The following is a 12,618-nucleotide window of genomic DNA, read 5'->3' as shown; positions in this document are numbered from 1 at the left end:
CTTTCATGTCCACTGCAGAACGCAACAAGGCGACCTTCCGGCGGCTTCACGAGGCGATGAACTCGCGCGACCCGGAGCTGATCTCGAAGGCGATCGACGAGGGTCTCGCACCGGACGTGCGGATCGGCACACCGCTCCCGGTCGACGCGACCGGCGCGGAAGCCCAGAAGCAGGTCTGGGCGATGCTCCTGAGCGCGTTCCCCGACCTCCACGTCGAGATCGAGGACCTGATCGCCGAAGACGACAAACTCGTCTCCCGCAACACCGTCACCGGCACCCACCTCGGCACCTTCATGGGTGTCCCCGCCACGGGCCGCCGCATCACCTGGAACGAGATCTTCATCTTCCGCTTCACCAACAACCAAATCACCGAGACCAACGGCGTAGTCAACGTAGCCACCCAAATGCGCCAACTCGGCCTACTACCTGAGTGAGTGTCCTCCGAGGTGGGTTCGGAGGACACACTCACGTGTGCGCAGATGCTCGAGCCGCGGCCTGGTGGGAACTGCCACCGGCCGCGGCTCTTGCGGCTAGTTGCGGCAGCTTGCTCCGCTGCATTCCTTCAGGTGCTGGAGTCGTGCGTCGAGGCGGCGGACCTCGTCGGCGTACTGGGTGCGGCCGGCTTCGGTGGCGAGGAGGTTGTCGAGCTGGTAGGGGTCTTTGCTGAGGTCGTAGAGCTCGTATTCGCGGTCGTCCTCGTCGCGTTCTTCGTCGTACCAGCGGACGTAGAGGTAACGCTCGTCTCGGACAGCGCTCCAGGAGGGCAGATCGACCAGGAACACCTCGGAGAACACGTTGGACAGTGGGTCCGGGACGTATTCCTGGTAGACGCCGTCCTGGCCGCGCGGCCCGGGGCCGCCGTACTCGGCGAGGAAGTCGGTCCGCCAGTCGGTTGCCTTCTCGCCACGGAGTTGCGGGACGAGTGAGCGGCCGTCGACGTCGTCCGGCGTGGGCAGGCCGGCGAGCTCGAGGACCGTGGGCGCGAAGTCGGTCGAGATGGCGATGTCTTTGGTGCGGCCGCGCGGGACGCCGGGTCCGGTGACGACGAGGGGCACCCGCATGGACTCCTCGTACGGTGCCATCTTCTGCACGAGCCGGTGGGCGCCGAGGTTGTACCCGTTGTCAGACGTGAACACGATGTAGGTGTTGTCGAGCTCGCCTGTGGATTCGAGCGTGGTGACGATGCCGGCGACCAGGTCGTCGAGGGCGAGGAGCGATCCCATCCGGTTCTGGTGGTCGCGGTCGTTGGTCGCGGCGACGGTGAGGGCTCGTTCGCCGGCGGTGGTGCGTAGCCAGGTCGGTTTGTCGCCGATCTCTTCCTCCTGGAAGTTGGGCAGGTGCGGGGCGGTGGCGTCGGCGAACTGGTTGTCGGCGTATCGCGGCGGGGCCTCCATCGGAAGGTGGGGCGCGGTCGCGGCGGCGTACCAGAAGAACGGCTGGCCGTCGGCGGCCGCGTCGGCGATGAAGTCGGTCGACTTCTTCGCGATGACGTCGACCTGGTAGTCGTCGGGGTCGGATCCGTAGTCGACCATCACGCCGTTCTCGTTGAGGGTGTAGTCGTAGCCGCTGTAGAGCGACTTCGTGACCCCGGCGTTCCAGTCGTCCCAGCCCGGCGGGATGTGCGTCGGGTCTTCCTCGAGGCCGTTCAGGTACTTCCCGGCCATCCCGGTCCGGTAGCCGGAGTCGTGCAACTGCTTGACGAACGTGTGCTCTTCGTTGTCGTGCTCGACGAAGGAGGTGTAGCCGCCTTCGTCGCCGGAGTTGGTCAGCACGTGGGTGTTGTGACCGTACTTGCCGGTCAGGATCGAGCCACGCGCCGCGCAGCAGATCGGCATCGGCGCGAACGCGTTGGTGAACGTCGTACCGCGCTCGGCCAGCAGAGCCTTGGTCTTCGGCATCGCATCCCAGTACGGCGTCGTCCGCGCGTCCAGGTCGTCGGCCAGGATCATGACGATGTTCGGCTGATCCGTGGCCGCGGTCGCACCCGACGGCCGCACTGGGCCCACGGCTGCGGCGCCGGCAACGGCGGCCGTCAGCGCCATGAGTGCGGCGCTGACGCGCGCCGCCCTGCGAGGAATTCGCATTACTTGCCTCTCTGAGTCGTCGGATCGCGCCGGGCGGGGCGCCCGACAGCACGATCCACAAAGTGTCAGGACTGACACTATCGCCAAAAGTGTCAGGACTGACAGTTCCTTCCTGGTCTGGGATACTGCGACGGTGGTCACACCTGGACGCCGCGAGCAGCACAAAGCGGCCACCCGCGGCGCCCTGCAAGAGGCCGCGCTGCGAATGTTCGAGGAGCGGGGCTACACCGAGACGACCGTTCGTGACATCGCCGACGCGGCCGGCGTGACTGAGCGGACCTTCTTCCGGTACTTCCGGTCGAAGGAGGATCTCGTGCTCGGTGAAGTGCTCGACCTGCTTCCGGTTCTCACCGAGCACATCCGGTCCCGCCCGGCCGGTGAACCGCCTTACACCGCAGTCCTGAACGCGCTGCTGGCCGTCGCAGCCAAGCGCAGCGGTGGCGTCGGAGTTCTCTTCAGCGGTCCACCGGCGAGATTCGTCCCATCGTCCCGCAGGCCGGACGCCGTCCTGCTCGAGTTCGAGGACGGCATCGCCGGGGCGTTGATGGAGCGTTTGGACGGGTCTGGCGAGGACGCGCCGCTGCGCTCGTCCGTGCTGGCCAGGGCCGCCGTCGGCGCGATCCGCGCGACGCTGATCGCCTACTCGGCCCTACCGGATCACAAGAAGACCATGCGCGCGGCGCTACACATCGCACAAGATGCATTCGCCGTACTTCAAGCCGGCCAGTGATCACCGGGTGGATCGCTGTGCCGGGTGGGTGGGAGTGGTGGCGAGCGGGCGGCGTGGGAGCTCGCGTAGTGGCGCGTGGGGAGGAACTACGGGCCGAGTTTGGTGATCTCCGGGGTGGGTGTGCTGTGGAAGGCGCAGGCTCGGGGGTAGCCGGCTAGGCAGCCTCGGGTGGTCATGAGGGCCGTGTAGTAGTCGATGTAGCGGAAGCCGTAGGTTTCGCCGCGGGCGAAGGCTTGGCGGCGGATGGCGGAGATCCAGCGGTAGAAGGCTTCGTCGGGGATCGGGACGTACAGGGTGGGCTGGAAGCCTTCCATGTCTTCCCAGTTCTCGGCGTGCAGGAAGGTGCGGACCGAGTGGCGGGCGCCCTCGACTTCTTCCGTCGGGTCCATGGGGAGGCCGGCCAGGAAGCGGGCGCGTTCGGTCAGCTTGGCGGCGTGTTCGTGGTCGCGGTGGATGCTGTGCTTCCAGTGCGTGATCAGCGTGTCCGGTTGCTTCTCTCGGATGATCGCGGCGAGCTCGGTCGCAACGTCGTCGGTGTCGGGGAGGAAGCCGTCGCTGTGGTCGAGGACGATGAAGTCGGCGCCGATCGCGGTGGCGAACGCCTCACCTTCGGCGATCTTCTGCACCTTGTACTCCGACGGCGTCATCCGCGGGTGACCGCGCTCGCCGGGGGTGAGCGCGATGATGGTCGCGTTCGCGCCTTCCAGCACGAGTTTGGCCAGCGTGGGTCCGGCGGTCAGGTCCATGTCGCCGATGTGCGCTCCGACGGCGAGCACTGTTCTGGTCACAAGCAACTCCTCACTTCAGGCCACGGTGGCCGGGACCAGGGGCGCCCGGAGGATGGTGAACGTTCGGGTGATGGTGAATCCGGTCTTCAGATAGAGCTGGCCGGCCGCGGACTGCTCGCCGGTCCAGAGGAACCACGCGCTGTGCGCGCCGAGTCCGGCCATGCGCTCCAGCGTCAGGTGCAGCAGCACCTTGCCGAGCCCGGCGCCACGCGACGCCGGCAGCACGCCGAACGGTCCGAACCGGTCGATGACGCCTTCGTAAGTCCCATGCATCGCCCAGCCCAGCAGGCGACCGCCGGGTTCGCGTGCGACGACGATCCGGTCGAGCGGCAGCCCGGCGACGACGGCTTCGCGGATCGCCCGCGCCCAGTCCGGGTTGAAGTCGCCCGCGATCGCGACCAACGACGTCAGCTCATCCCCCGATGGCGTCCCAAAGCTGTAGCCGTCCACCGACAACCCGGCGATCTGCGACCGGACCTCCGAAGGAATCTCGTACCCGACCAGGCTCCGGTCCATCGCGACTGCGTCGTACCGGCGCTCGAAGCCCAGCGCTGACAGCAGCCTCGAAGCACTCGGGTAGCGCGCGATGTCGAGACCGGGCAGGAAGTAGTTCGGTGTGTACGACGAGAAGAACACCTCGGACCGCCCGTGCGACCGGAGCCAGTCCAGGGCGGCGGTCAGCAACGCGTGACCGAGTCCGCGGCCACGATGATCGGGATGCACGAAGAAGAACGGGATCCACCCGGTCGACGGCTCGAGATCCGAGCCGGACGTCGCGACCAACCGACGTACGGCGTAGGCCGCCCCGACCACCTGATCGCCTACGACGGCGACCTTCAGCCCAGCGGGATCGAAGTTGCGGTCGAGCAGGAACAGATCGCGGAAGCGCTGATAGCCGATCGGATCCGCCGGTGCCGCGACGGTCCATGCTGCGGCCAACGCCGGCCCGTCGCCGACCTCGAAGGACCGGATCATCGCGAGGTCCCTTCCCACAACAGCCCCGGCTCGCCGGGCAGACGCTCGGCGCTGGTCCGGACTGCCATCGCCACCACCACCCAGTTCATGGATCCTGGGTAGAAAACTTACCGAGATGTTCAGGTGACGGTCAATGGATTACAGACAACCGCTTACCCGAGGATCTCCGCTCAGCGCCGCGAGGGATCAGCGGGAGGACAAGTAGGTGAGGACGGCCATGACGCGGCGGTTGTCGTCTTCGGACGGGGGGAGGTCGAGCTTGGCGAAGATGTTGTTGGTGTGCTTGCTGACCGCCTTCTCGGTGACGAAGAGGGCGTTCGCAATGGCGGCGTTCGAGCGCCCCTCGGCCATCAGGCCCAGCACCTCAGCCTCCCGGGGAGTTAGCCGGCCGATCGGCTCGTCCCGGGTGTTGCGGGCCAGCAGCTGGCCGATCACCTCCGGGTCCATCGCGGTCCCGCCGGCGGCCACCCGCCGTACCGAGTCCAGGAACTCCGCGACGTTCGAGACCCGGTCCTTGAGCAGGTAGCCGACCGCGCCGCCACCGCCGGTCAGCAGTTCGCGGGCGTACAGCTGCTCGACGTACTGCGACAGCACCAGGATCGGCAGCCCGGGCACCTGGCGGCGGGCCTCGATCGCGGCCTTCAGGCCCTCGTCGGTAAAGGTGGGTGGCAGCCGTACGTCGACAACGGCCACGTCCGGCCGGTGTTCCACCAGGGCGGGCACCAGCCGGGGACCGTTGTCGACCGCCTCGACGACCTCGAAGTCGTGCGCCTCCAGCAGGCGGATCAGGCCGTCCCGGAGGAGGGCGTGGTCTTCAGCGATGAGGACTCGCAAGGCAGCTCCATGATCACGGTGGTCGGCCCGGCCGTCGGGCTGACCACGGTCAACGTACCGTCGAAGGCGGCCAGCCGCCGCTCGATACCGTACAGACCGCCACCGGGCTTGATCACCGCGCCTCCGATGCCGTCGTCACCGACCAGGATGTGCAGCTTCTCGTCCTCGTGCGTGATCTGGATCCAGGCGTTCGTCGCGGCCGAGTACTTCACCGCGTTCGCGAGCGCCTCGGCCACCGCGAAGTACGCCGCCGACTCGACCGGCGCGGGCGGTCGGCCGGGGACGTCGAAGGTGACGTCGACCTTGAACGGGCAGGACAGGGCGAGGGCCTTGACCGCGCCCTCCAGCCCACGATCGGCGAGCACCGGCGGGTGGATGCCACGGACCAGGTCACGCAGCTCGGACAGCGCCGTACTGGCCGACTGGCGGGCCTCGGTCAGGAGCGCGGCAGCCTGCTCCGGGTCGCGGTTGACCATCTCCTCGGCCATGCCCAGGTTCATGCTGAGTGCGGCCAGCCGGGCCTGGGCGCCGTCGTGCAGGTCGCGCTCGATCCGGCGCAGCTCGGCAGCCTGGGTGTCGACGGTCTCGGCGCGGGACTCGGCCAGCTCCCGGACCCGCAGCGCGAGCTTGGCGCTCTCGGTCGGGCCGAGCAGCGAACGGGCCATGAAAGCGTTCGCCTTCAGCAGCCGCTCACCGGCGGCCATCCAGATCATGAACGCGATCAGCGCGAACGGCGTGACCAGGAAGCTGGTCCAGAAGTTCACCGTGAGCAACCCACCGAACGGCTCGGTGAAAACGCCTTCCGGAGTCACGCCGACGAGGAGCGGGTAGACCGCGTAGAACAACGTGGCCAGGAACAGTACGGCGCTCAGGATGCACAGCGTGAACCCGATGGTCGCGTTCACGATCAGCCAGATGATGTCGCGCCAGGTGGCCGGGTCGGTCAGCGTGGTCCGCAGCCACATCAGGATGCCGGGCATCGGCGGCTTCTTGTACGGGCGCGGGATCCGCTCACCGGTGAAGCCGGCCAGCATGGTCCGGTGGCAGTTCGCGAACCAGCGGGTGGCCGGGACGAACGCGAGCAGCATCGGGATTCCGACCCAGACCGCAATCAGCGGCACGGCCACCACGTTGAGCACGAAGAAGGCGATCCCGAGCTCGGCCAGGACCGCGAGGAACAGCGCGATCCACGGCTGGGCGAGCTTGGGGTACCGCATCGGCGGCGCCGGAGTGGTGGCAACGGTGGTCATGCGTCCATCATGACCGAGCGTGAGGCTTGGAGCGGTGGTGTTAACTCCACTTCCTGTGGGGAACTGTGTCCCCAACGAGTTCGGGTAATAGCACTCATGTTTTCGGCCGTTAGGGCGATGAGGCTTGATGCCGTACGCTGGCCGCGGCTGTACGCCTAGGCCCCCACCGCTCTGAGACGAGGACCTGAATGGCTCAGCCATTGGTTACATCCCCCGCTGCCACCAAGGGCAGCGACTTCGCTCCGCTGCTGCGCGAGATCAAGGCAGCCGGCTTACTGGAACGGCGTACGGCGGCCTACGGCATGGCGATCGGGATCAACGTCGCCCTGCTGGCCGCGACCTGGGCCGGTGTCGCGCTCCTGGGCGGCTCGTGGTGGGTGCTGTTGCTGGCGATCCCGCTGGCCGTCCTGACCACCAGGGCGGCTTTCTTCGGCCACGACGCCGGACACCAGCAGATCTCGGGCTCCCGCAAGCTGCACGACTGGATCGGCATGCTGCACGGCAACCTGCTGTGCGGGATGAGTTACGGCTGGTGGAACGACAAGCACAACCGCCACCACGCGAACCCGAACCACACCGACAAGGACCCGGACGTCGGCGAGGGCGTGCTGGTCTGGACGCTCGAGCAGGCCGAGGGCCGGACCGGCCTGTACGGCTGGCTGACCCGCAACCAGGCGCGGATCTTCTTCCCGCTGCTCACCCTGGAAGGCTTCAACCTCAAGGTCTCCAGCATCACCTTCCTGCTCGGCCGCCCGCGGCGTGAGGCCCGGCTGGAGCTCGGCCTGATCGCCGCTCACCTGGTGCTCTACTTCAGCGCGCTGTTCCTGCTCATGTCGCCGGGCCAGGCGGTGCTGTTCGCCCTGATCCACCACATGGTCTTCGGCCTGCACCTGGGCAGCGTGTTCGCGCCGAACCACAAGGGCATGGAGATGCCCGACGCCGACACCACCTGGGGCCACCTCGAGAAGCAGGTGCTCACCTCCCGCAACGTGCACGGCGGCCTGGTCACCGACTGGATGATGGGCGGGCTCAACTACCAGATCGAGCACCACCTGTTCCCGAGCATGCCGCGCGCCAACCTGCGCGCCGCGCAGCCGATCGTCCAGGCGTACTGCGAACGGATCGGCATGCCGTACCTGAGCACCGGCCTGATCGAGTCCTACCGGATGGGCCTGCAGCACATGCACGAGGTGGGCAGCGAACTTCGCGATCAGCGATAGCAGACCTGTCGCGGATCGATTACGGTCTGGGGTCTCGGGGCCGCCCACCTTGTGAGGAGACCTGCATGACCGACAGATCCGGTCTGAGTCGCCGTGGCCTGCTCGGCGCCGTCGCCGGCGTCACCGCCGCCACCGCCCTGCCCGCCGTACCGGCCTGGGGAGCCGACGACGTACGGCCCGGTGCGGTGAACCGCCCGACCCTCGACAGGTACGACCGGCAGATCGTCTCCGGCCTGTCGTCGGAGAAGGCGCTGCGCCACCTGCAGGTGCTGTCCGAGCACATCGGACCGCGGATCGGTGGCACCCAGAGTGAGAAACGGGCCGCCGACTACATCGCCGGCCAACTCGACAAGTACGGCTACAACACCCGGCTGGAGCCGTTCCCGGTCGCGGACAAGTTCACCGCCCAACTCGAGGACGTCCGCGGCATCCTGCCGGACGACCTGTGCTGGCAGGCGGGCGCCGCTCCGGCCGGCAAGCTCGACGTCACGGTCGAGGGGCCGGTGCGGGACGTCGGTCCGGCGACGGCTCCGGTCTGGCCGGCCGATGTCGCCGGCTCGATCGTGATCGCCGACGACACCGCGACCGCGCGCCAGGCCGTGGTCACGGAGGCCGCGGCGCGCGGAGCGGTGGCAGTGATCCTGCTGCCGGCCGACCAGGTGTTCCCGCGCCGGGCCTCGGCGTTCTCGCCGTCCACCGGCCTGACCGAGGCGACGATCCCGGTGATCGGGGTGGCCCAGGTGCAGAAGCGGCTGATCCGCGAGGCGCTCGCCGTGGTGAACTCATTGCCGCTGCGCATCACCACCACCGCGCACCGCGGGCTGATCTCGAACAACGTGATCGGTGAGCGGCGCGGCAGGGGCGGCGCGAACGCGCCGATCGTGGCCGTCAGCGGTCATTACGACTCGGTCATCGGGGCACCGGGAGCGAACGACGACGGCTCCGGCACCGTGCTCACGATGGAGCTGGCCCGGGTGTTCAGCCGGATCCCGACCAACGCGACGCTGCGGTTCGCGCTGTGGGGCTCGGAGGAACAGGGCCTGGTCGGGTCGCGGTACCACGTGGCGCAGCTGGACCAGGCCCAGCGGGACCGGCACGCGGCGGTGTTCCAGAACGACATGGTCGCGACCAGCTGGGACCCGGCGATCACCTACTGGCTGCTGTCCTTCACCGGTCTGGCGAACACGGCGACGGACGCGGTCCGGGCGGCCGGCGTACGGCTCGGGTACGACCCAAGGATGGTCGGCCCGGTCCAGCGGGGCGCCTCCGACCACCAGTCGTTCCAGGAGGTCGGCATCGCGTCGGCCAACTTCTCCTGGCGCGGCGAGATCTCGCCGGCGTTCCTCGAACCGCCGTACCACTCGCCGGAGGACACGATCGCGAAGAACGTCAGCCTGGAGCGGCTCCAGGTCTCGATGGAGCTGATCGGCACCGCGGCTTACGCCGTAGCACGCAGCTGATCCTGCACCGGGGTGATCTGGCTCATACGGATAGCCTTGAAGGGCTATGTCGCGCCGGAAGCCTTCCAAGTGGCAGCGGCCGGTCAGTGACCGGCCGCTGCTCGGTGGTACCCAGGCCCGGGAGGAGCGGTCCGACGGTGAGTGGATCGTCCGGCGGGTGTCCGGGTCCTCGTCGAGCAAGGCGTACCGCTGCCCGGGGTGCGACCAGCTGATCCCGCCGGCCACGCCGCACGTCGTGGTCTGGCCGGAGAACCCCAGCCTGCTCGCCGCGATCGGCGGCGCCCAGTCCCTCGACGAGCGACGCCACTGGCACTCCGCCTGCTGGCAGCGCCGCCGCTAACCCCCAAGGGTCTTCGATGAAGCTTCCGGTCACGTCGTACGGCGAGAGTGGTACGCCGGTCGTGGTCATGCACGGCCTGTTCGGCTCCGGGCGGAACTGGATGACCGCGGCCCGGAGGTTGTCCGGGGAGCACCGCGTGTTCGCGTTCGACCTGCGCAACCACGGCACGTCACCGCACACCGAGACGATGAGCTACCCGGAGATGGCCGACGACGTCCGGGAGACGATCGAGTCCCTCGGTGTCGGGCCGGTCGCTTTGGTCGGTCACTCGATGGGCGGCAAGACCGCGATGCTCACCGCCCTCGAGCACCCGGAGGTCGTCGCGCGGCTGATCGTGGTCGACGCTGCCCCCGTGGCCTACCCGCCGGCCTTCGTCGAGTACGCCAGGGCGATGCGCGACGCGGACCTGTCGAACGTCCACCGCCGCGCCGACGTGGACGCTCAACTGGCCGAAGCGGTCCAGACTCCTGGTACTCGCGCCTTCCTGCTGCAGAACCTGATCCTCGACGACGCCGGGGCCCGGTGGCGGCCGAACCTCCCGGTGATCGAGGCCGCACTGCCGGCGATCTCCGGCTGGCCGGACGAGGCGGAGGGCCGACGCTATGACGGCCCGACCCTGTTCATCTACGGCGGCAAGTCCGACTACGTCCAGCAGGACCACCGCGCGACGATCGCGTCGTACTTCCCGAACGTCCAGTACGCCGAGGTCCCCGAAGCCGGCCATTGGGTGCACGCCGAGCGCCTCGACGACTTCCTCGCCGTACTGACGCCGTTCCTGCGTTAGCCGTAGGTTCGCACGAGCTCGCGGAGCCAGTGCTCGACGTGCACGATCCAGGCGGCGCACTCGAGCTCGTCCGCGTGCAACAGCAGCCGGTGCCAGGACACCATCCGGTGCACCGTGTGCAGCGGCTCGGCGATCTCCAGCTCGCGGCGCAGTACGTCGAGTGGCGCGAAGTCCGACCACTCCGCGAGGTACGACGTGATGACCTCGTCGTCGACGTCCTTCCGCACGCTCCCGATCGTGGCGAACGGGTGACCCCACACGGCGTCACCGAAGTCGAAGAACCGGTACGGACCGCTCGGATCCGGCCGGAAGACGTTCCGCGCGTGCAGGTCGTTCTGATCAAGAGCCATCGGTACGGCGCCGGGCAGCAACTTCTCCACCCCGGACAGGTTGTCGGCGGCCCGCCGTACGCCGTCAAGTATCGACTGGTCAGGGCGCAGCGGATGATCGTCGGCGAGGTCCGTGAACCACTCCGCGACCCGATGCACGGCGTCGGGCAGGCGGGAAGGGGCGAGTGATGTGAGCCCGCTGGCGAGTAGGGCGCTCTCCACCGGCACGCTGTCGCGCTGCAGAGCGGCGTACTCGACGACGAGCCGACGCCAGGCGACATCGTTCTCGTCGAGCGTCGGACCTTGATCGGCGGTCAGGAACCAGCCGCGTTCCGGCTCGATCGCGAGCGGGGCGACGACGTGCTGCGGCAGCGCCTCCGCCATCGCACCCACCAGGGCAGCCTCGAACGCCTGACCGGGGTTGTTCTCCTTGAACCAGTACAGTCCGTGGTCGGTCGGGTAGCACCAGACGGCTGCCCAGAAGCGGATCTTGTACGGCACCGGCGCACCGGTCACAGCAGTCCCAGTCCCGGCCAACTGCTTCCCCACCCACGCGTCCGCCTCGGCAAGCCAGTCGTCGCCGGTCCAGCGCCGTACCCACTGCCCTTCGGCGTCGGGCAGCAACGACCGCGGAAGCGGTGCACGCCTTTGCTCGATCACCCGCCCAGCGTAGGTCTCCGCTTCGGGACCAGCACGCAAATTACGGCGACGGCCAGCAGAAGGCCGGCCGCGATGAGCAGGGTGCTGACCGAGCGGGGCGGGTCGAAGTCCGGCTCGGTCGCGGCTGCTGCGAGGCAGGTGAGCAGCGTCAAGCCGAGCAGCCCGGTGGTCATGGCTGTCAGTCGTGCCATCAGCGCACCGGCCGACAGGTCGAATCCGCGATCGGTGAAGCGGAGGCCGCGGCGGCTGGGCTGGCCCGCGTACTGACCCCAGTCGTCGAGCACGTGACCCGGAATGCTGATCCGCTCGAGGTTCGCCAGGCCGCGGGTGAGCGACTCCGGGGTCAGCGGCTGGTCGTCGTACAGGACCAGCGCCGTACTCGCGAGCGCCAGCGAGACCGGGCGGGCGTCGAGGAGCGCCTGCATGGTGCGGGGATGCAGTACGGCGGTCAGGTAGCGCGCATCGTTGCCGATGACATCGAAACTGCGGTTGAACTCGACGCTTTCCAGCGTGATGTCCGACCGGGACAGCCCGCCTGGGCGGACCTCCATCGGCGGCAGCGCGGCGGACAGTCGCGGCGCGACGAACGCTGACAACCGACGCCGCCGGCACAGCACCCCGTGCCACCGCAGCCACCGCGCTTCGAACGCCGTCCCGTTCGGAGTCTGTACGACGTTCCGCACACTCCAGGCCCGCCCGACCGGCAACGGCAGCGGCGGCAGGTCCAGCTCCCGTGGGTCGAGCAACCGCCAGCCGTTGCGCTGGGCAACGTCCTGCAGGGCCCGCGACGTCGCCTGCGGCCACGAGTACACGAGAACCACCGCGGCAAGAACGAGAATCGCCAGCAACGGCAGTACGGCGATCACGATCGCCGGGCCCACGTCGTACGCGGACCAGACCAGCCGGACCAGTACGGCGCCGACCGCCGCCAACGCGATCCACCGGGCCACTGTCGCCGTACCGGAGGAGATCCGCAGCAGCACCCACGCCACCGGGAGCACCAGCACCGCGACGAGGAACATCAGCGAGGACCATCCGGGCCACTCTGCACCGACGACCCCAGGTATCCCGATCAGCCCGATCCCGGTACACACCAGCAGCAGCGACGCACAGACCCCGACCAGGTCCCGCTGATACTTCATCCTCCGCATGCCGCGTGAGTCT

At 68.5% G+C, this 12,618-nt stretch carries 13 protein-coding genes; 6 read left to right on the top strand and 7 right to left on the bottom strand.

Translation table 11 applies throughout. The annotated features are described in order from the left end of the window. Nucleotides 1–5: 5 nt before the first annotated feature. Entirely contained in the window at nucleotides 6–434 is a 429-nt protein-coding gene (locus ACIBL3_RS27200; RefSeq protein WP_396356419.1) for an ester cyclase, read from the top strand. 96 nt (nucleotides 435–530) lie between these two features. On the opposite strand, the gene ACIBL3_RS27195 is transcribed toward ACIBL3_RS27200, so the two are convergent. Beyond that, nucleotides 531–2,042 (bottom strand): sulfatase, encoded by a 1,512-nt coding sequence (locus ACIBL3_RS27195; protein ID WP_396356417.1) that lies wholly within the window; start codon nucleotides 2,040–2,042, stop codon nucleotides 531–533. 175 nt (nucleotides 2,043–2,217) lie between these two features. Between ACIBL3_RS27195 and ACIBL3_RS27190 the strand changes: the two genes are divergently transcribed. Continuing rightward, nucleotides 2,218–2,814, top strand: coding sequence for a TetR family transcriptional regulator (locus ACIBL3_RS27190; protein WP_396356416.1), 597 nt, complete (start codon nucleotides 2,218–2,220; stop codon nucleotides 2,812–2,814). 86 nt (nucleotides 2,815–2,900) lie between these two features. Here ACIBL3_RS27190 and ACIBL3_RS27185 read toward each other — a convergent pair whose 3' ends face one another. The 4 genes from ACIBL3_RS27185 to ACIBL3_RS27170 form a co-directional block, all read right to left on the bottom strand. After that, complete coding sequence (locus tag ACIBL3_RS27185) at nucleotides 2,901–3,602, bottom strand: PIG-L deacetylase family protein (protein WP_396356415.1); 702 nt, start codon at nucleotides 3,600–3,602, stop codon at nucleotides 2,901–2,903. A gap of 15 nt (nucleotides 3,603–3,617) precedes the next feature. Next, the gene (locus ACIBL3_RS27180) at nucleotides 3,618–4,577 is read right to left on the bottom strand and encodes a GNAT family N-acetyltransferase (protein ID WP_396356414.1); all 960 of its coding nucleotides are present in this window, start codon (nucleotides 4,575–4,577) and stop codon (nucleotides 3,618–3,620) included. Nucleotides 4,578–4,763: 186 nt separating this feature from the next. Next, the gene (locus ACIBL3_RS27175; RefSeq protein WP_396356413.1) at nucleotides 4,764–5,411 is read right to left on the bottom strand and encodes a response regulator; all 648 of its coding nucleotides are present in this window, start codon (nucleotides 5,409–5,411) and stop codon (nucleotides 4,764–4,766) included. Further along, entirely contained in the window at nucleotides 5,363–6,661 is a 1,299-nt protein-coding gene (locus ACIBL3_RS27170; protein WP_396356412.1) for a sensor histidine kinase, read from the bottom strand. Before ACIBL3_RS27170 ends, ACIBL3_RS27175 begins: the two co-directional genes overlap by 49 nt. 188 nt (nucleotides 6,662–6,849) lie before the next feature. Between ACIBL3_RS27170 and ACIBL3_RS27165 the strand changes: the two genes are divergently transcribed. The 4 genes from ACIBL3_RS27165 to ACIBL3_RS27150 all read left to right on the top strand — a co-directional run bounded on the left by ACIBL3_RS27165 (nucleotide 6,850) and on the right by ACIBL3_RS27150 (nucleotide 10,465). Further along, nucleotides 6,850–7,881, top strand: a complete 1,032-nt coding sequence (locus ACIBL3_RS27165; protein WP_396356411.1) for a fatty acid desaturase family protein — start codon at nucleotides 6,850–6,852, stop codon at nucleotides 7,879–7,881. 65 nt (nucleotides 7,882–7,946) lie between these two features. Continuing rightward, a complete protein-coding gene (locus ACIBL3_RS27160) occupies nucleotides 7,947–9,341 on the top strand; it encodes a M28 family peptidase (RefSeq protein WP_396356410.1) in 1,395 nt (464 codons plus the stop codon). Nucleotides 9,342–9,387: 46 nt separating this feature from the next. After that, nucleotides 9,388–9,681 (top strand): hypothetical protein, encoded by a 294-nt coding sequence (locus ACIBL3_RS27155; protein WP_396356409.1) that lies wholly within the window; start codon nucleotides 9,388–9,390, stop codon nucleotides 9,679–9,681. A 16-nt stretch (nucleotides 9,682–9,697) separates the two neighbouring features. Then, nucleotides 9,698–10,465 (top strand): alpha/beta fold hydrolase, encoded by a 768-nt coding sequence (locus ACIBL3_RS27150; RefSeq protein WP_396356408.1) that lies wholly within the window; start codon nucleotides 9,698–9,700, stop codon nucleotides 10,463–10,465. Here ACIBL3_RS27150 and ACIBL3_RS27145 read toward each other — a convergent pair. Then, nucleotides 10,462–11,454, bottom strand: coding sequence for a hypothetical protein (locus ACIBL3_RS27145; protein WP_396356407.1), 993 nt, complete (start codon nucleotides 11,452–11,454; stop codon nucleotides 10,462–10,464). The genes ACIBL3_RS27150 and ACIBL3_RS27145 overlap by 4 nt on opposite strands. Then, on the bottom strand, nucleotides 11,451–12,596 hold the full coding sequence (locus ACIBL3_RS27140; RefSeq protein WP_396356406.1) for a hypothetical protein: 1,146 nt from the start codon (nucleotides 12,594–12,596) through the stop codon (nucleotides 11,451–11,453). Before ACIBL3_RS27140 ends, ACIBL3_RS27145 begins: the two co-directional genes overlap by 4 nt. Nucleotides 12,597–12,618 lie beyond the last annotated feature (22 nt).

The organism is Kribbella sp. NPDC050124 (assembly GCF_044460355.1).
Taxonomy (GTDB): Bacteria; Actinomycetota; Actinomycetes; order Propionibacteriales; family Kribbellaceae; genus Kribbella.
The sequence above is the reverse complement of the archived record's forward strand: the minus strand, read 5'-3'. Positions and strand labels throughout refer to the sequence as shown.

What these genes read in the sequence shown, in the direction of transcription:
- ACIBL3_RS27160 (WP_396356410.1), top strand. Translation starts at nt 7,947, where the DNA reads ATGACCGACAGATCCGGTCTGAGTCGCCGTGGCCTGCTCGGCGCCGTC.
- ACIBL3_RS27150 (WP_396356408.1), top strand. Translation starts at nt 9,698, where the DNA reads ATGAAGCTTCCGGTCACGTCGTACGGCGAGAGTGGTACGCCGGTCGTG.
- ACIBL3_RS27140 (WP_396356406.1), bottom strand. Translation starts at nt 12,596, where the DNA reads ATGAAGTATCAGCGGGACCTGGTCGGGGTCTGTGCGTCGCTGCTGCTG.
- ACIBL3_RS27165 (WP_396356411.1), top strand. Translation starts at nt 6,850, where the DNA reads ATGGCTCAGCCATTGGTTACATCCCCCGCTGCCACCAAGGGCAGCGAC.
- ACIBL3_RS27195 (WP_396356417.1), bottom strand. Translation starts at nt 2,042, where the DNA reads ATGGCGCTGACGGCCGCCGTTGCCGGCGCCGCAGCCGTGGGCCCAGTG.
- ACIBL3_RS27155 (WP_396356409.1), top strand. Translation starts at nt 9,388, where the DNA reads ATGTCGCGCCGGAAGCCTTCCAAGTGGCAGCGGCCGGTCAGTGACCGG.
- ACIBL3_RS27180 (WP_396356414.1), bottom strand. Translation starts at nt 4,577, where the DNA reads ATGATCCGGTCCTTCGAGGTCGGCGACGGGCCGGCGTTGGCCGCAGCA.
- ACIBL3_RS27200 (WP_396356419.1), top strand. Translation starts at nt 6, where the DNA reads ATGTCCACTGCAGAACGCAACAAGGCGACCTTCCGGCGGCTTCACGAG.
- ACIBL3_RS27170 (WP_396356412.1), bottom strand. Translation starts at nt 6,661, where the DNA reads ATGACCACCGTTGCCACCACTCCGGCGCCGCCGATGCGGTACCCCAAG.